We start from the raw sequence: 16820 nt of genomic DNA, 5'->3' as shown, positions 1-16820 counted from the left end.
CGCCACCGCGCCACCGCGCCACCGCGCCACCGCGCCACCGCGCCACCGCGCCACCGCGCCACCGCGCCACCGCGCCACCGCGCCACCGCGCCACCGGGCCACCGGGCCACCGGGCCACCGGGCGGCAACGACCCCCGCACGCCGCAGCAACGACCCCCGCCCGCCCCTGCGAAGGCCGCTGTCCGCCGCGGCCGCGACAACCACCGCCCGCCGCGCGCACCGGCCGCTGTTCCCGCAGCAGCCCACAACCGCCCGCGGCCGCCCTCGGCCGCCCGCCGCAGCCCGCCCGAGCCGGAAAGGCCTGGCCCCGGCCACGCGCCGAGCCCGAAAGGCCTGGCCCCCGCCGCTCGCCGAGCCGGAAGGGCCCTCGCCCGAGGAGGGGACGCTGCTGCGGGCCGGGTGAACCTCGGGGGCCGTCCGGGATGAACTTCGAGGGGTACGGGCAGAAATCCCACAGTCCCACCACGGCCTCCCACCACACCTCCCACCGCACCGCCCCGCCTCGCACCTCGCCCCGCACCGCACCTCGCCCCGCCTCGCCCCACCGCACCTCGCCTCGCCTCGCCCCACCGCACCTCGCACCGCACCGCCCCGCCCCACCGCATCGCGGTCGCCCTTCGGCCCGTACTCCGTCGGCTTCCGGACACCGCAACGTCACACCGGAGGGGAACCACTCCCCCGTCCCCTCCCCAGCTCGCCCCCGATCCGTCAAGCCGCCGCGCGCGGTCACGACGCGGAAGGACGACGTGCGCCGTGTCCCTGCTGCCCCTCGACGAATCCTCGGCCCAGCCCCCGGCCCAGCCCCCGGCCCCGCGCGCGGACGACCGCAGACGCCCCCTGACCTCCTCCGCCGGCCGCCGCGTCCTCGGCCTGCTCCCGATCCTGCTGCTCGGGGTGTGGGCGGCCATCGACTGGCATGCGGTCCGTGACGGCGTCGCCCGGCTGGCCACCGCCGACCCGTGGTGGCTGCTGATCGGCCTCCTGTTCACCTACCTGGGCGCGGTCGCCGCGGCCTGTGTCCGCCAGGGCGCGGTCCTGGACCGGCTGCCGCCGGGCCCGCTGCTGGCCTCCCAGATCGCCGCGGGCGCCGCGAACCATGTGCTGCCCGCGAGCATCGGCGCCCACGCGGTCACCGTCCGGTTCCTGCAGTGCCAGGGCATCCCGCTGCCCCGCGCGACGGCCTCGATCGCGCTGTACTCCCTGGTCAGAGCCGTGGCGAAGACGCCCGTGGTGCTGATCTTCCTGCTCGCCGCCCCCGGCTCCGTGCCGCCCTCCGAGCTCTTCCCGCAGGGGCGGACGCTGTTGCTGGCCGCCGCGGGCCTGCTGCTGGCCCCCACGGCGCTCGCGGCGCTGCTCACCGTCGTGCGGCCGCTGCGCCGGCCCGCCCTGGACTTCGTCCGCACGGCCCTCACCGACGTCCGGCAGCTGCACACCCGTCCGGCCCGCTTCCTGCCCCTGTGGGGCGGAGCGGTCGCGGCGCCGCTGATCCAGGCGAGCGTGGTGGCCTCCGTGGGGACGGCGCTGGGCCTGCCCCTGTCCTGGGCGCAGCTGCTCTTCGCGTTCCTGGCGGCGAGCACCGCGGCCGGCGCCGTGCCCGCGCCCGGCGGCATCGGCCCGGTCGACGCGGCCCTGGTGCTCACCCTGGCCGGCTACGGCACCCCGCTGCCCCTGGCCACGGCGACCGTCATCGGCTACCGGGTGCTGACGGTCTGGGTGCCGCTCGCGCCGGGGATGCTGGTGCTGTCCGCGATGGTGCAGCGCAAACAGCTCTGAGGCGCAGCGCAGACACCGCGCCGGCGGTGCCACCGAGGCTCTGCGGGCTGAGCGGGCCCTCAGCCCTCGTCGTCCGCCGCCAGGCGCAGCGAGATGCTGTTGATGCAGTACCGCTGGTCGGTCGGGGTCGGGTACCCCTCCCCGGCGAACACGTGCCCGAGGTGGGAGCCGCAGCGGGCGCACCGCACCTCGGTGCGCACCATCCCGTGCGTGCGGTCCTCGATCAGCTCGACGGCGTCGCTGTCCTTGGGGTCGAAGAACGACGGCCAGCCGCAGTGGGAGTCGAACTTGGTGTCGGAGGTGAACAGTTCGGCGCCACAGGCCCGGCAGGAGTAGACGCCCTTGGCCTTGGTGTCGGTGTACTCACCGGCGAACGCGGGCTCGGTCGCGGCCTCGCGCAGGACGGCGTACTCGGCCGGGGTCAGCTCCGCCCGCCACTTCTCGTCCGGCTTTTCGACGTCGTACGGCATGAGCCTCAGCCCCTCACTGGGAAAGACGGTCCAGAATGCGCGGGCCCAGGTCCGTCACGTCGCCCGCGCCCATGGTGAGAACGAGATCACCGGCCTTCGCCATTCCCGCGATCACGGACGGCACCTCGTCCTTGTCGTGGACGGCCGTCACGTCCGCGCCGGCCGCCCGGGCCGCGTCGATGATCAGCTCGCTGGTGACGCCCGGGATCGGGTCCTCGCGCGCGGGATAGACGTCGAGGACGACGGAGGCGTCGGCCAGGGCCAGGGACGCGCCCATCTCCTTGCCGAGTTCCTGCGTCCGGGAGAACAGGTGCGGCTGGAAGACGACGAGGATGCGGGCGTCGCCGACCGCCGCGCGCATCGCCTCCAGGTCGGCCGTCATCTCGGTCGGGTGGTGGGCGTAGGAGTCGACGACCTGGACCCCGGCCGCTTCGCCCTTGAGCTGCAGCCGGCGCTTGACGCCCGTGTACGCGGCCAGGGCGGGGGCGAGTTCGGCGGCCGGGACGCCCAGGGCGACGCCGGCCGCGAGCGCGGCGACGGCGTTGTGCGCGTAGTGGCGGCCGGGCACGGAGACGGTGAAGGTGAGCTCCTGCCCGTCCAGCAGGACGGTCACCTCGCTCTTCAGCCCCTGGGGGACGACGGACAGCACGCGCACGCGTGCGTCCTCGGCCTCTCCGTACGTCACGACCCGCACACCCTGGACGCCCTGGACGCGTCGCGTCAGTTCCCGGGCGCCCTCGTGATCGGCGGTGATCACCAGCGTGCCGCCGGGCACGATCTTGCCGACGAAGGTCTCGAACGACTCGTAGATCTCGTCGATCGACGCGTAGTTCGCATGGTGGTCGAGTTCCACGTTGAGGACGATGGCGACCTCGGGGGCGTACTTGTGGAAGCTGCGGTCCGATTCGTCCGCCTCGGCGACGAAGATCTCGCCCTCGCCGTGCAGCGCGTTGGAACCGGGCGCGTCCAGGTCGCCGCCGATCGCGTACGAGGGGTTCAGCCCGAGCTCGGACAGCGACACGGCCAGCATCGACGTGGTGGTCGTCTTGCCGTGGGTGCCGGCGACGGCGATCGGACGCAGGCCGTCCATCAGGCGGGCGAGCGCGTCCGAGCGGTGGACGACGGGGATGCCCAGCTCGGCCGCGCGGGCCAGCTCCGGGTTGTCCGCGCGGATCGCCGACGAGACGACGACACAGCTCGCGTCGTCGGCCAGGTGCTCCGCGGCGTGTCCGATGTGCACGGTCGCGCCGAGGGCCCGCAGCGCCGCCGCGGTCTCCGACTCCTTGGCGTCGCTGCCGGCCACCTTCGCGCCGCGCTGAGCCAGAATCTTCGCGATCCCCGACATCCCGGCCCCGCCGATGCCGATGAAGTGCGGTCGGTCCATGGCGGTGGGAAGGCCGGGTGCCATGCGTGTGTCTCCAGGGTGCGCTACGACGGTGGACGCGCCCCAGCCTAGGGGGTCGGGCCCGCCGCACCTCCCCAGGGGCGCGGGGAACCGCACGGCGGCCCGTGGGCCGCCTACGCCTTGCTGTGCGAGAACAGCTTCAGCACCGGCACCCCCACCTTGTGCCGGGCCCGCGAGGCCCAGTCCCGGTGGAAGAACTCCTCCACGTAGTGCGGATCGGTCAGGACGATCACCTCGTCCGCCCCGACCTCCGCCACCAGGGACTTCAACGCGTCCAGCGGATGGTCCTCGACGAGCCGCCCCACCGCGTCGTGGCCCGCCGCCTGCAGCGCCTGGAGGGACACCGCCAGGGCCCGCTCGCCGAACCCCTTGGCGTCGTCGCCCTCGGGCGTCTCCCGCTCGCGCGCCGCCTCGTCCAGCTCGCCCAGAGCGACGTCGTCGATGGCCCGCAGCAGGCGGTCCGCCTGGTCGCCCCGCGGCTGGAGCAGCACATGGAAGGCGACCGCCTCCTCCCCGTGCAAGGTGCTGACGAACTCCACGTCGGCGGACGTCAGGGCCTTCTCGATCATCAAAACGCTTGTGAACACCAGCGCCCCATTCTCCTTCGAGGACCCCCGTGGCCCTCTCTCCTCCGTGGGCCGTTCCGCGGCCCTGCGGAAACCATCCTTCCCCGTGCTCGCACGGGGACTGCGAGATTTAGTGTGCCCGCCGAAAGCGAAACGGAACGATCGATTCCGCTGATTCCACTGATTCCGCTGATTTCAGGACCATCGATTGATTTCAGGATCATCGATATCGACCAAACCTATTTCGACATCATCGAACGTATTTCGGCATCACGGCCGCCGGTACCTGCCGAACAGAAAACCCTCCTCCTCCAGCAGGGACGCCAGTGCGAACCGCTGCGGAACCGCGACCGACGGCCCGCCCGCGATGCGCTGTGCGTCGCCGGCGACGAGCATCGGGGAGAGGGTCAGACACAGCTCGTCGAGCACCCCGGCGGCGATGAACTGCCCCAGCAGCCGGGGCCCGCCCTCGGTCAGCAGCCGGGTGTGCCCGAGCTCGGCGAGGGCGCGCACGGCGCGGGCCGGGTCCACGCCCGTGCCGTCTCCGGCGATCACCACCCGCACGCCCGCCTTCTCCGCGGCCGCGATCCGCTCGGGAGCGGCCGCGGCGCCGGTGAGGAGCAGGGTGGGGACCAGCGGCGAGGTGAAGAGCGGCAGCGAGAAGTCCAGGTCGAGGCCGGCGGTGACCACCGCCACGGCGGGCGCGGGCCCCTGCCCGGCCGCCTCGCGCCGCTCGGCGAACTCCGCACGCGCGCGTGCGGGACGGTAGCCCTCCAGACGTACCGTTTCCGCGCCGACGACCACGACGTCCGCGAGCCCGCGCAGCGTGCCGAAGATCCGCATGTCGGCGGCGGTGGAGATGGGCTGCGAGCGCCCGTCGTGCTGGGCGGCGCCGTCGAGCGTGGACACCATGTTGGCGCGCAGCCAGGGCCGGCGCGGCTCCCCGGGCGGGGCTTCGGGGTAGGCGTAGGCGTCGGCGAGCTCGTCGAGGCTCCACTCACGGCTCAGCGCCGTGCCGTCCCGCGCGCCGCCTCCCGCGCCACCCCCTTCGCCGGTGGCCCCGGGCGGCCTGCCGCCGGAGTCGGCCGTCGCGGTCGTCGAAGGCGGCGCAGTCGTCGAAGGCGGCGCGGTCGTGGCGGTCGTCGCAGTCGTCGCGGTCTGGACTGTCTGGTCGGTCACAGGGAACAGCCGTCGCATGCCAGGCAGTCTGGCACGCCCCGTAGCATGGGGAACCGTGTCGTCCTCCTCCCCCGCCCCCGGTCTCGGCCCGATAGCCGACGCGGCCCCGGCCTCCCTCTGCGCCCGTCAGCCGCACGTCCCCGCGGACCGGCTGGTCGCCGAGATGGTGCCGCCGCCGCGCTTCGACTCGGTCCGTTTCAGCACCTACCTCCCGGACCCGAACCAGCCCAGCCAGACGGCGGCGGTCGGCGTCCTGGACGACTTCGCGGCCGGACTGGGCGGGGCGCACGCCACGGGCACCGCCAAACGGGGGTTCCTCGGCTTCGGCAGGGCGAAGGCGCCCAAGGCGCCCGCCGGGCCGCGCGGCGTCTACCTGGACGGCGGCTACGGCGTCGGCAAGACCCACCTGCTGGCGTCCCTGTGGCACGCCACCCCGGCCGAGCCCGCCCTCAAGGCGTTCGGCACCTTCGTCGAGCTGACCAACCTCGTCGGCGCCCTCGGCTTCCAGCAGACGGTGCGGACGCTCTCCGGACACCGTCTGCTGTGCATCGACGAGTTCGAGCTGGACGATCCCGGCGACACCGTTCTCGTCTCGACGCTGCTCGGCAAGCTGGTCGAGGCCGGCGTCGCGCTCGCCGCCACCTCCAACACCCTGCCCGGCAAGCTGGGCGAGGGCCGGTTCGCCTCGGCCGACTTCCTGCGCGAGATCCAGGGCCTGTCGGCGCACTTCCGCGCACTGCGCATCGACGGCGAGGACTACCGTCACCGCGGCCTGCCGGAGGCGCCGGCGCCGTACTCGGACGAACAGGTGGCGAAGGCGGCGTACGCCACCGAGGGCGCCTCGCTCGACGACTTCCCGCACCTGCTGGAGCACCTCGCCAAGGTCCATCCGAGCCGCTACGGCGCGCTGACGGACGGTCTGAAGGCGGTCTGCCTCACGGACGTGGCGCCGGTGCCCGACCAGTCCACGGCCCTCAGGCTGGTGGTCCTGGCCGACCGGCTCTACGACCGCGAGGTCCCGGTCCTGGCCTCCGGGCTCCCCTTCGACCGGTTGTTCAGCGAGGAGATGCTGAACGGCGGGTACCGCAAGAAGTACTTCCGGGCGATCTCCCGGCTCACCGCGCTGGCCCGCGACGCCAAGCGGCTCGTCGAGCCTCGCTGACGCACCGTCACAGCTCGGGTCAAGAGTCGGACAGCTCAGGTCATGAGTCGGTTCGCGCCAGATCACCCGCTCTTTTGAGGCGCACTTCTTTTCGAAACGCTCAGTTAACCCTGCAAAGAACCTTGCAGGGTTAACGTGTTTCTTGACCAGCCGTTGACCAACCGTTGGTCTGGACTAGAGGCGAGCATGTCGGGAGGGGGGCGCATGTTCCGAGGTAGGGCGGCCAAGACCGCCTTCGCGCTCCTCGCCGCCGTCCTCCTGACCCTCCCGCTCTTCGCAGCCACCTCTTCGTTCGCATCCGCGCATACCGTGCGTCAGGTCGAGGCCAAGGCTCAGCCCGGATTCAAACCCTCGGGCAAGCCCGTGCGCGACGAGTTCGTCACGATCCGTGGCTGCGACGGGTCCGGCGGCCCCGCGGATCCGCTGCGCTCGCGCGACCGCCACCGCGCCGCCCTGTGCACCGCCCCCGCTCCCCAGGAGCCCGAGCGCGCCCTGCTGGCGCTGGACCCGGCGGCGGCGCACCAGCCCACCCGGCCGGCCGAACCCTACGAGCACGGGTCGAGACCCTCGGCAACACACTCTCCGGCGGCACTTCAGGTCTTCCGCTGCTGAGCGGACAGAGCAGAACAGCAGTTCCCCCACCTGTCCTGTGTCCTGCACACCCGACGCGCCCCCACTGCGCGCCAGGAGGAGTCACCACGTCATGCAGCCCCTCATCGACAACGCCCGTACGTTCGGCCGGCGCCCTGAGGAGTTCGCCAAGCTCGCCGAAGGCCAGTCCCCCCAGGTCCTCTTCATCACCTGCTCCGACTCGCGGGTCGTGCCCGCCCTGATCACGGGCGCCCGCCCCGGCGAGCTCTTCGAGCTGCGCACCGCGGGCAACATCGTGCCCCCCTACAGCTCCGCCTGCCCCACCGGCGAGGCGGCCACCATCGAGTACGCCGTGGAGGTCCTCGGCGTCCAGGACGTCGTGGTCTGCGGCCACTCGCACTGCGGCGCCGTCGGCGCGCTGGTGCGCGGCGACGACCTCGACGGCGTCCCCGCCGTACGCGACTGGCTCGCCCACGCCGCCGACGAACCGGGGGCCGCCGATCCCGACGACCCGACGGTCATGCGGGCGGTGCAGAACCATGTGCTCGCCCAGCTGCTGCGACTGCGCTCCTACCCCTGCGTGGAGAAGCGGCTGGCCGACGGCCGGCTGCGGGTGCGCGGCTGGTACTACGAGGTGCACACCGGCGCCGTACGCGAACACCGCGTGGACACCGACTGCTTCGAAGCCCTGTGAGCGCCCCGATGAACCAGAACGCCGGCCCGCGAATATCCCGCCGTATATCCGCGCGAGGGTCCAGGTTCCCCCATCTCCGGCAGGACTTCGCCGCCTCGCTCGTCGTCTTCCTGGTCGCGCTTCCGCTGTGCGTCGGCGTGGCCGTGGCCTCCGGCGTGCCGGCCGAGCTCGGGCTCGTCACCGGCATCGTCGGAGGCATCGTCACCGGGCTGATGCGGGGCAGCAGCCTTCAGGTGTCCGGTCCGGCGGCCGGACTGACCGTGCTGGTCTTCGAGGCGGTGCGGGAGTTCGGGCTGCCGGCCCTCGGAGTGATCGTCCTGGCCACCGGCGCCCTGCAACTCGCCATGGGCGCGCTGAGGCTGGGCCGCTACTTCCGGGCCATCTCGGTCTCGGTCGTCGAGGGCATGCTGGCCGGAATCGGCCTGGTGCTGATCGCCGGTCAGCTGTACTCGGTGGTCGGCGCCAAGGCGCCGGAATCCGGCCCGGAGAAGATCGCCGGGCTGCCAGAGGCCCTCGTGGACGCGGTCGGCAGCGCCGCCGCGTCGGCCTCGCTCGCGCTCGGCGTCGGCACCGTCGCCGTGCTGGTGTTGTGGAAGCGGTTGCCGAAAAAGCTGCGCACGGTCCCCGGCCCGCTCGCCGCGGTGGGCCTGGCGACGCTCGCCGCCCTGCTGCTCGACCTGCCCGTGGCCACCGTCGAGGTGCAGGGGCTGCTGGGCGCCGTCCAGCCCCCGCCGCTCGGCTCCTTCGGCGAGCTGGCGAACGTCGGCCTGCTCGGCACGATCGTCGCGTTCACGCTGATCGCGTCCGCCGAGTCGCTGTTCAGCGCGGCGGCGGTGGACCGGCTGCACAACGGCCCGCGCACCGCGTACGACAAGGAGCTGATGGCGCAGGGCGCGGGCAACGCGCTCTGCGGGATGCTCGGCGCGCTGCCCATGACCGCGGTGATCGTGCGCAGCGCGGCCAATGTGCAGGCGGGCGCGCGCACGAAGGCGTCCCGTGTGCTGCACGGCGTGTGGCTGCTGCTGTTCGCGGCGCTGCTGCCGGACGTGCTGGCCTACATCCCCCTCCCGGCGCTGGCCGGGGTCCTCGTCCACGCGGGCGCCAAGCTCGTGCCCGTGCGGGCGATCGCCGGGCTCTGGCGCGAGCATCGCGGCGAGGCTCTGATCCTGGTCGCCACGGCCGTGTCGATCGTCGCGGTCAGCATGTTCGAGGGCGTGCTCATCGGTCTGGCGCTGGCCGTCGTCAAGACGGCCTTGGAGGCCTCGCACATCAGGACGGAGATCGTCGACAAGGGCGCAGGACCGGTCCAGGCGTATCTGTCGGGCAACGCGACCTTCCTGCGGCTGCCGAAGATCCTCGACAGCCTGGAGGCGCTCCCGCAGGACCGCCCGGTCGAGCTGGACCTCTCGGGCCTGCACCACCTCGACCACGCCTGCCGCTCGGCCCTGGAGACCTGGGCGGAACGGCACAGCGCGGCCGGCACGGAGCCGGTGAAGGTCACGGAACCGGTGACGACCGCGACCGGGTAGCCGCGCAGCCCGTCGTCCGGCCCGGGACCCGGGGCGTGGCCCCGGGCCGGACGGCAGGCATATCGTTACAGAGGTGGATAGATACAGCCAGATACAGCCAGATATGCGCTAGATACGGCTGGACATAGCTAGAGACAGATAGAAACAGGTAGAGACAGACAGAAACGGGCATAAGCAGTCAGGTGCCGACAGGACAAGGCACGAGCCGGCAGGAGAAGGCACGAGCCGGCAGAACGGCCCCTACGGACCTCTTGCTGAGGAGGTCGCCATGCTCGAGGAGCTGCTGGGCGCGGCCGCGGCGGTCGCCGCCGGAGGCCTCGTGTATATCGCGGCGGCCGCCCGGGTCGTCAAGCAGTACGAACGCGGGGTGGTCCTCCGGCTCGGCCGACTGCGCGGCGACGTCCGCCAGCCGGGCTTCACCCTGATCGTCCCGGCCGTGGACCGACTGCGCAAGGTCAACCTGCAGATCGTGACCATGCCCATTCCCGCCCAGGAGGGCATCACCCGCGACAACGTGACCGTGCGGGTCGACGCGGTCGTGTACTTCCGGGTCGTGGACGCCGCGGCCGCGATCATCAACGTCGAGGACTACCGTTTCGCCGTCTCTCAGATGGCGCAGACCTCGCTGCGCTCGATCATCGGAAAGAGCGAGCTGGACGACCTGCTGTCGAACCGGGAGAAGCTCAACGAGGGCCTGGAGCTGATGATCGACAGTCCGGCGATCGGCTGGGGCGTGCAGATCGACCGGGTCGAGATCAAGGACGTGTCCCTGCCGGACACCATGAAGCGCTCGATGGCCCGCCAGGCCGAGGCCGACCGCGAGCGCCGGGCGCGGATCATCAACGCGGACGCCGAACTCCAGGCGTCGAAGAAACTCGCCGAGGCGGCGAAGGAGATGTCCGAGCAGCCCGCCGCGCTCCAGTTGCGCCTGCTCCAGACGGTGGTGGCGGTGGCGGCCGAGAAGAACTCCACGCTCGTCCTGCCGTTCCCGGTGGAACTGCTGCGCTTCCTGGAAAAGGCGCAGCAACCGCTCCCACAACACCCTCAGCAGCAGCCGGCCCCACCGCAACCTCCGCCGCCCGCTCAGACGCCTCTTCCTCAGGCGCCCGCCGAGACGCCTCCTCAGGCCTCACCGCCGCCTCCACCGCCGCCTTCACAGCCATCTCCACCGCCGTCTCCGCCGAAGGCCGTCGACGAGTGACGCGTGTGTCGACGAGTGACACGTTTTCCATGCGTGGCGCCTCAGGCGCGCCCCGGGTGATAGACACGTTCGGGATCACAGTTCCTGTCCGCCAGCAGGAAGGTTTGCCCATGTCTGCGACACGACGTCAGCTCCTCGCCGGGACCGGTGTCATGGGAGTCGGAGTCGGAGCGGGGGTGGGCATCGCGTTCAGCGGTGCTCTCTCCGACCTCTTCACCGGCACCGCGACCGCCACCGCGCAGAAACTCGGCCACGACGGCTACGGCCCCCTCGTGGCCGACCCGGACGGACTGCTCGACCTCCCCGAGGGCTTCCGCTACCGGGTCCTGTCCCGCGAGGGCGATCCGCTGCGCTCCGGCGAGGGTCCGGTGCCCTCCAACCACGACGGCATGACGGCTCTCCCCGGCCGCGGCGGTCGGGTCCACCTGGTCCGCAACCACGAGAACCGCCCCACCGCGGCGCACCCCGTCCCCACGATCAAGGGCCTGACCTACGACCCCGCGGGCAAGGGCGGCTGCACCGTGCTGACACTGGACTCCCGCAACAAGGTGCTCTCGGAGCGGGTCGCCATCGCCGGTACGGCCGTCAACTGCGCCGGCGGGCCCACTCCGTGGCACACCTGGCTGACCTGCGAGGAGACCGAGGACAAAGCCGGCACAAACGGTTACAGCAAGGACCACGGCTTCATCTTCGAGGTCGATCCGACCGACCCGCGCCGCACCGGGGCCGTCCCGCTGACCGCGATGGGCCGTTTCCAGCACGAGGCGATCGCCGTCGATCCGCACAGTGGAACCGTTTACGAAACGGAGGACGCGTTCCTCAAGCCGTTCGGCCTTTTCTACCGGTTTCTGCCGGAGAAACCGCTGGGCGGGGTGGGCTCGCTGCGCGCGGGCGGCCGTCTTCAGGCGATGCGCGTCCCCGGCGTGCCGGACCTGTCGTCCATCCAGGAAACAGGGGCCGCTTTCGAGGGCATCGAGTGGGTGGACGTACCGGATCCGCTCGCTGCCGAAACCCCGATCCGTCTGCAGGACTTCGGCCCGAAGGGCATCACGCACGCCCAGAAGCTGGAGGGCTGTTACTGGGGCGGGCGGTCGGTGTACTTCGTCGCGTCGTTCGCGCGCGGCACGGACGGCTCGGCGGCCGACCACTTCGGTCAGATCTGGCGCTACGACCCGGAGCGCCGCCGGCTCACCCTGGTCATCGTCTTCGGCCCGGACACCGACATCCAGCTCCCCGGCGAATCCCCGGACAACATCTGCCTCGCGGCCGGCGGCGGCCTGATGGTCTGCGAGGACGGCCACGGCGCGCAGCACGTCTTCGGCGTGACCCGGGCCGGCGAGGTGTACGCGATGGCACGCGGCCGACAGAACATCGGGACATCCGAAGCGCCCGAGTGGGGCGAGTTCGCCGGCGTCACCTTCTCCCCCGACAGCGAGACCATGTACCTCAACTGCTACAACCCCGGGACGACCTTCGCGATCACCGGACCGTGGCGGCGCTAGGAGCGTGGGTCAGTAACGACAGTAGAGTCACGATGTGACCAAGCTCGTTTTGTTAGCGACTGGCCGAGACGCTGACGTCTTCGCTCTCGACACGGATCGCGTCCTGCGTCGTTATCGGGACGAAGGTGACGTGGCCGCTGAAGCCGCTGTGATGGCCTATGTCGGTGGGTTGGGATTCCCCGTGCCACGGGTCTACTCGGCGAGTGGTGGTGATCTGGTCCTCGAACGGCTCACCGGTCCGACCATGCTGCAGGCGCTGGGCGCCGGGGAGATTACTGCGGTGGCGGCGGCGGACCTGTTGGCAGGCCTGCATGCTCGCCTTCACGCGTTGCCGCCACAGGTGCCGCACAAGCCCGGGGATCGCCTGGTGCATCTGGATCTGCACCCGGCGAATGTCATGCTCGAAGCGCGAGGACCGGTCGTGATCGACTGGCGTAACTCCGGGCAGGGCCAGCCTGAGTTCGATGTCGCTGTGTCCGCACTGATCCTGGCGCAGGTCGCGGTCGACTCCATGCGGGAGGACGCCGCGCTCGCCGGTACGTTCCTCACCGCGTTCTTGGCCAGCGTCGGCGCTGTGCCTTCCGAGGCGTTGGATCAAGCAGTACGGTTCCGCCGGGCCGACCCCAACCTGACTACCCGCGAGATCGGCTTGCTGGACGAGGCGGTCTCGGTGATCGGTTAGCGTCGCGGCCGCAGCCGTGTTGCGTGCCGATAGGCCGATGGCCCACCTGCCGTGCGTGACTGTTCGTACGGGATGATCAGGGCATGCGTGATGGTGATGAGCTGTTCGCCATGGAGCCCGTCCAGCCGCCCGAGCGGGGGAAGCCGACGGCGCGGGTGGCAGGGGACAAGCGGTTCAGGGCGTTCGACCCGCACCAGGTCCTGCTGTTGCCCCGTCGCTGGACGACTGGCTGCCCCAGGACCACCTGGCCCGGTTCGCCGCCGACCTGGTCGACGAGGTGCTGGACCTGGGGCCGGTCCTGGCTGACTACACCGACAAACGCGGCTACCCGCCCTACGATCCCAGGCTGATGCTGCGGCTGCTGATCTACGGCTACACCACCGGCATCCGCTCTTCGCGGGCGATCGAGCGCAAGTGCGCCGACGACATCGCGTTCCGGTTCCTGGCCGCCGACCAGGCTCCGGACTTCCGCTCGATCTCGCGGTTCCGCCGCCGCCACCTGGACGCCCTCGCGGACCTGTTCACCCAGTCACTGCACCTCGCCCAGAAGCTCGGCATGGTCAAGATGGGCCGCGTCGCCCTGGACGGCACCAAGCTCGAAGCGAACGCCTCCAAGCACAAGGCGATGAGCTACCGCCGCCTGGTCGACAAGGAAGAGCGGATCGAAGCCGAGGTCGCCGCCCTGGAGGCCCAGGCCGCCGCCCTGCTCGCAGACGCCGAGGCCACCGACACCGCCGAGGACCAGAGCTTCGGCATCGACGGCAAGGACACCGATCTGCCCGCCGAACTCGACCGGCGCGAAAAGCGCCTGGCCAAGCTGCAGGCCGCCCGCGCGCAGATCGAGGCCGAAGCTGCCGACAAGGCCCGCCGCCACGCCGAGGACAAGGAACGCCGCCGCCAGGAGCGTGCCGGCGCCAGCGACGAGCAGGCCGTCACCGACGCCGGGCACAAGGCTGCCGCGAAGGCCCGTCCCAAGCCCAAGGCGCAGGCCAACTTCACCGACCCCGACTCGCGGATCATGAAGAACAGCGACGGCGCCTTCATCCAGGCCTACAACGCCCAGGCCGTCGTGGACGCCGACCACCAGGTCATCACCGCCGCCGAAGTGACGACCAACCCCTCGGACGCGCTGAACTACACCACGATGCTCGACCAGTCCGCGGTGAACACCGGCGTCCACCCCAAGCAGGCGCTGGTCGACGCCGGCTACTGCTCCGAGACCAACCTTCAGGCCGCGAAGGACCGCCAACGGGCCTGCGGCACCGACACCTTCATGGCCACCGGCCGACTCGCCCACGACGAACAGGTCCCACCCGCACCACGCGGACGCATCCCGGCGAGCGCCACGCTGAAGGAGCGCATGGCCCGCAAGCTGCGGACCAAGCCCGGCAAGGCCGCCTACCGCCGCCGCAAGGCCATCGTCGAACCCGTCTTCGGCCAGATCATGACCTGCCAGAACGGTCGCCAGATCCTCCTGCGCGGCGAGGACGGTGCCCGCGGCGAGTGGAGACTGCTGGCCGCCTGCCACAACCTCCGCAAGATCTTCCGACACGCCGGAACCACCGGGCTCGCCGCCCTGGCCAGCTGACCAGCCAGCCCCCGGCCCCGCCGCAGGCCCAAAGTAGGCCGCACACCACACGGACAGGACCCCACAGGTGCCAGCGGCGTGACCGGGATCGAGCCCCATCGATCAGAGAGCTGGCCACGTACCCATTACTGACCCACGCTCCTAGCCCCGGAAACCGGGTCGGATTGCGTTTCGGTGCGCCGAGCGCACGGGAGCCGGGCGGGTGACACCGACGGAAACGCGGTCGCATATCCACACAGGCCGCGAGATACACCTCATAACTTCATACGATGATCCCTCCCGTGCGCCGCCTCGCGGCCCTCTGCGCCCTCGGTACCGCCCTCTGCGCCCTCACCCTCACCGCCTGCGGCGCTCCTCCGCAGCCGCAGGCCCCTCGCCCCGCCGCCCCCGCCCACACCTCCGCCGTCCCCTCGCGGCCCCCGACGCTGGCTCCCGGTCCGGCCGGTCTCACTCCGGTCTTCCACCACGCGCCCCGCACCGCCGACCGCACCGTCGCCCTCACCTTCGACGCCGACATGACCTCCGATCAGGGGGACCGGGCGGCGGCCGGCGAGCACTTCGACAACCCGGGGCTGATCGCGGCCCTGCGTGCGCTGAAGGTGCCGGCCACTGTGTTCATGACCGGCCGCTGGGCCGAGGAATACCCGGACCAGGCCCGCGCCCTCGGCCGCGACCCCGGTTTCGAGGTCGCCAACCACTCCTACAGCCACCACGCCTTCACCGGGGACTGCTACGGCCTGCCGACCGTCCCCGAGAGCCGGATGCGGGCGGACGTGGAGCAGGCCTACACGGCGTTCCGCAAGGCCGGAGTGACCGACGCGATGCCCTACTTCCGTTTCCCCGGCGGCTGCTACGACAAGCGAGCGCTGCGCGCGGTGAGCGGCACCGGCGTGACCGCCGTCCAGTGGGACGTGGTCAGCGGGGACGCGTTCGCGACGGACGCCGACGCGGTGGTCCGGCAGGTCCTGGAGGGCGTGCAGCCCGGGTCGGTCGTCGTCATGCACTGCACTCGCAGCGCGGCCCCGACGACCGAGCGGGCGGTGCGGACGATCGTGCCGGAGCTGCGCCGACAGGGGTACCGCTTCGTGAAGGTGTCCGAGCTGATCGGAACGGCGAGCGGGCGGCGGTGAGTCCTGTACGCCGGCCTCGTGCTCCGGAAACGCTTTCGTACGCTGGAGGCATGAGTGACAACGACAGCGACCAGGGGCTCGACCGCGAGTACTGCCTGATCGACGCGACCCGGCCGCCCAAGGCCGATGGACCGCCGTATGCGGAGTGCGTGCTGTGCCGGAAGCCGACGGAGTATCCGGAGTCGTACAAGGGGATCACTCTGTGCCCGGTGTGCGAGTGGCAGGAGGCGCAGCGGACAGCTTGCTCCGGGTAACCGGTTACACCGAGCAAGCCGTCCGGTAACCGGTTACACCGAGCAACCTATCCGGTAACCGGTTACTCTGCGTGCTCGCCCGGGTAAGGGTGATCGCCGGGACGTGCGTGCGCACCCATGGGCCACGTAAGCCGTAACGGCGGCCCACGTTCTCCAGACGTAGATCGCGCTCCATGCCGGGCATCCTCTCGTAACCGGTTCCGTCGTACCGGTCCAGTAGCCTGCGCCTGTGAGTGAGAGTCCCTTTCAGACCGAGCCGAACCCGCGTGATCAGGCTCCGCAGTTCGTGTTGCCCCTCGTCGTGCGGATAGAGAAGTCCGCGCCGCCGGCCCGCACCGACGCGCTCGAGACGGCTGCCCGTGCCGTGCTCGTCCTGCTCGCTGACGAGCGCTCCGTCGGGGACGGAGAGTGGGCGCAGGTCATGCGGGACTGGCAGGACGCCCGCATTCGCAAGGTGGTGCGGCGGGCCCGGGGAGCCGAGTGGCGGCGGGCCGGGGAACTGCCGGGGATCACCGTCACGGGGAAGTCGGCGGAGGTGCGGGTGTTTCCGCCGGTGCCGTTGGACGGATGGCCGAAGGAACTCGCGAAGCTTCAGGTTTCCGGAACCGATCTCGACGATCCCGAGCCGCCCGCGGGCGTCGAGCCGGAAACCGTCGTGCTGTGGATGAGTCCGGAGGTGGAGATGTCGGCGGGGAAGGCGATGGCGCAGGCCGGGCACGGCGCGCAGCTCGCCTGGTGGGAGCTGTCGGACGAGGAGCGGGCGGCTTGGCGCGAAACCGGTTTCCCGCTGGCTGTCCGGACCGCGGACCCGGAGCGGTGGCGTGAGCTGACGACGAGCGGCCTGCCGTTGGTGCGGGACGCGGGATTCACCGAGATCGCGCCGGGCAGCTGCACGGTGGTCGCCGACCATCCGGCCCTGAGGGCCCGCTGACCCACTGTCCCGCTGCCCCGTCCGCCCGCCGGCCCGGCACTGTCCGTCGGCCCACCAGCCCGCCGGCCCGGCACTGTCCGTCGGCACCCGCCGTCCCTGCACCCCTCCGCCCCGGCATCCCTCCGCCCGAACCTCAAATGTTGCTCTGAAGGAGGGCGGCGGG

At 71.5% G+C, this 16820-nt stretch carries 15 protein-coding genes and 2 pseudogenes; 13 read left to right on the top strand and 4 right to left on the bottom strand.

All coding sequences use genetic code 11. The features are described 5' to 3' along the window. Together ACWCPF_RS10890 and ACWCPF_RS10885 are read left to right on the top strand one after the other, a co-directional pair. Positions 1-403, top strand: a pseudogene (locus ACWCPF_RS10890) (hypothetical protein); the annotation flags it as partial. Positions 404-753: 350 nt separating this feature from the next. Continuing rightward, a complete protein-coding gene (locus ACWCPF_RS10885; protein ID WP_451044663.1) occupies positions 754-1773 on the top strand; it encodes a lysylphosphatidylglycerol synthase transmembrane domain-containing protein in 1020 nt (339 codons plus the stop codon). 59 nt (positions 1774-1832) lie between these two features. Here ACWCPF_RS10885 and msrB read toward each other — a convergent pair whose 3' ends face one another. The 4 genes from msrB to ACWCPF_RS10865 form a co-directional block, all read right to left on the bottom strand. Then, the gene (gene msrB / locus ACWCPF_RS10880) at positions 1833-2243 is read right to left on the bottom strand and encodes a peptide-methionine (R)-S-oxide reductase MsrB (protein WP_451044662.1); all 411 of its coding nucleotides are present in this window, start codon (positions 2241-2243) and stop codon (positions 1833-1835) included. A 13-nt stretch (positions 2244-2256) separates the two neighbouring features. Next, on the bottom strand, positions 2257-3651 hold the full coding sequence (gene murC, locus ACWCPF_RS10875; protein WP_451044661.1) for a UDP-N-acetylmuramate--L-alanine ligase: 1395 nt from the start codon (positions 3649-3651) through the stop codon (positions 2257-2259). A gap of 110 nt (positions 3652-3761) precedes the next feature. Further along, positions 3762-4235 carry an indole-3-glycerol phosphate synthase gene (locus ACWCPF_RS10870; protein WP_451044660.1) on the bottom strand — a complete coding sequence of 158 codons (474 nt, stop codon included), beginning with the start codon at positions 4233-4235 and terminating at the stop codon, positions 3762-3764. 249 nt (positions 4236-4484) lie between these two features. Next, entirely contained in the window at positions 4485-5411 is a 927-nt protein-coding gene (locus tag ACWCPF_RS10865; protein ID WP_451044659.1) for a pyrimidine reductase family protein, read from the bottom strand. On the opposite strand from ACWCPF_RS10865, the gene zapE reads away from it, so the two are divergent. The 11 genes and pseudogenes from zapE (at position 5410) to ACWCPF_RS10810 (ending at position 16657) form a co-directional block, all read left to right on the top strand. Next, complete coding sequence (gene zapE / locus ACWCPF_RS10860; RefSeq protein WP_451044658.1) at positions 5410-6555, top strand: cell division protein ZapE; 1146 nt, start codon at positions 5410-5412, stop codon at positions 6553-6555. The genes ACWCPF_RS10865 and zapE overlap by 2 nt on opposite strands. Before the next feature lie 204 nt (positions 6556-6759). Further along, on the top strand, positions 6760-7167 hold the full coding sequence (locus tag ACWCPF_RS10855) for a hypothetical protein (protein WP_451044657.1): 408 nt from the start codon (positions 6760-6762) through the stop codon (positions 7165-7167). A 91-nt stretch (positions 7168-7258) separates the two neighbouring features. After that, complete coding sequence (locus ACWCPF_RS10850; protein WP_451044656.1) at positions 7259-7840, top strand: carbonic anhydrase; 582 nt, start codon at positions 7259-7261, stop codon at positions 7838-7840. Between the two features lie 8 nt (positions 7841-7848). Beyond that, on the top strand, positions 7849-9369 hold the full coding sequence (locus tag ACWCPF_RS10845) for a SulP family inorganic anion transporter (RefSeq protein WP_451044655.1): 1521 nt from the start codon (positions 7849-7851) through the stop codon (positions 9367-9369). Between the two features lie 268 nt (positions 9370-9637). After that, positions 9638-10570 carry a slipin family protein gene (locus ACWCPF_RS10840; protein WP_451044654.1) on the top strand — a complete coding sequence of 311 codons (933 nt, stop codon included), beginning with the start codon at positions 9638-9640 and terminating at the stop codon, positions 10568-10570. A 110-nt stretch (positions 10571-10680) separates the two neighbouring features. Next, entirely contained in the window at positions 10681-12072 is a 1392-nt protein-coding gene (locus ACWCPF_RS10835; RefSeq protein ID WP_451044653.1) for an alkaline phosphatase PhoX, read from the top strand. A gap of 34 nt (positions 12073-12106) precedes the next feature. After that, positions 12107-12754: a phosphotransferase gene (locus tag ACWCPF_RS10830; RefSeq protein WP_451044652.1), complete on the top strand. Its 648-nt coding sequence runs from the start codon at positions 12107-12109 to the stop codon at positions 12752-12754. A 110-nt stretch (positions 12755-12864) separates the two neighbouring features. After that, positions 12865-14342: pseudogene (locus ACWCPF_RS10825) on the top strand (IS1182 family transposase). A 269-nt stretch (positions 14343-14611) separates the two neighbouring features. Next, positions 14612-15472, top strand: a complete 861-nt coding sequence (locus ACWCPF_RS10820; RefSeq protein WP_451044651.1) for a polysaccharide deacetylase family protein — start codon at positions 14612-14614, stop codon at positions 15470-15472. A gap of 50 nt (positions 15473-15522) precedes the next feature. Continuing rightward, positions 15523-15726, top strand: a complete 204-nt coding sequence (locus ACWCPF_RS10815; RefSeq protein ID WP_451044650.1) for a hypothetical protein — start codon at positions 15523-15525, stop codon at positions 15724-15726. A gap of 229 nt (positions 15727-15955) precedes the next feature. Then, positions 15956-16657, top strand: coding sequence for an aminoacyl-tRNA hydrolase (locus ACWCPF_RS10810; RefSeq protein ID WP_451044649.1), 702 nt, complete (start codon positions 15956-15958; stop codon positions 16655-16657). The last annotated feature ends 163 nt before the right edge of the window (positions 16658-16820 follow it).

This window comes from Streptomyces sp. NPDC001858 (assembly GCF_053594615.1).
Note: the sequence above shows the minus strand (reverse complement) of the source record. Positions and strands in the feature narration are given on the sequence as shown.

What these genes read in the sequence shown, in the direction of transcription:
- msrB (WP_451044662.1), bottom strand. Translation starts at nt 2,243, where the DNA reads ATGCCGTACGACGTCGAAAAGCCGGACGAGAAGTGGCGGGCGGAGCTG.
- murC (WP_451044661.1), bottom strand. Translation starts at nt 3,651, where the DNA reads ATGGCACCCGGCCTTCCCACCGCCATGGACCGACCGCACTTCATCGGC.
- zapE (WP_451044658.1), top strand. Translation starts at nt 5,410, where the DNA reads ATGCCAGGCAGTCTGGCACGCCCCGTAGCATGGGGAACCGTGTCGTCC.
- ACWCPF_RS10865 (WP_451044659.1), bottom strand. Translation starts at nt 5,411, where the DNA reads ATGCGACGGCTGTTCCCTGTGACCGACCAGACAGTCCAGACCGCGACG.
- ACWCPF_RS10855 (WP_451044657.1), top strand. Translation starts at nt 6,760, where the DNA reads ATGTTCCGAGGTAGGGCGGCCAAGACCGCCTTCGCGCTCCTCGCCGCC.
- ACWCPF_RS10850 (WP_451044656.1), top strand. Translation starts at nt 7,259, where the DNA reads ATGCAGCCCCTCATCGACAACGCCCGTACGTTCGGCCGGCGCCCTGAG.
- ACWCPF_RS10845 (WP_451044655.1), top strand. Translation starts at nt 7,849, where the DNA reads ATGAACCAGAACGCCGGCCCGCGAATATCCCGCCGTATATCCGCGCGA.
- ACWCPF_RS10840 (WP_451044654.1), top strand. Translation starts at nt 9,638, where the DNA reads ATGCTCGAGGAGCTGCTGGGCGCGGCCGCGGCGGTCGCCGCCGGAGGC.
- ACWCPF_RS10835 (WP_451044653.1), top strand. Translation starts at nt 10,681, where the DNA reads ATGTCTGCGACACGACGTCAGCTCCTCGCCGGGACCGGTGTCATGGGA.
- ACWCPF_RS10820 (WP_451044651.1), top strand. Translation starts at nt 14,612, where the DNA reads ATGATCCCTCCCGTGCGCCGCCTCGCGGCCCTCTGCGCCCTCGGTACC.
- ACWCPF_RS10815 (WP_451044650.1), top strand. Translation starts at nt 15,523, where the DNA reads ATGAGTGACAACGACAGCGACCAGGGGCTCGACCGCGAGTACTGCCTG.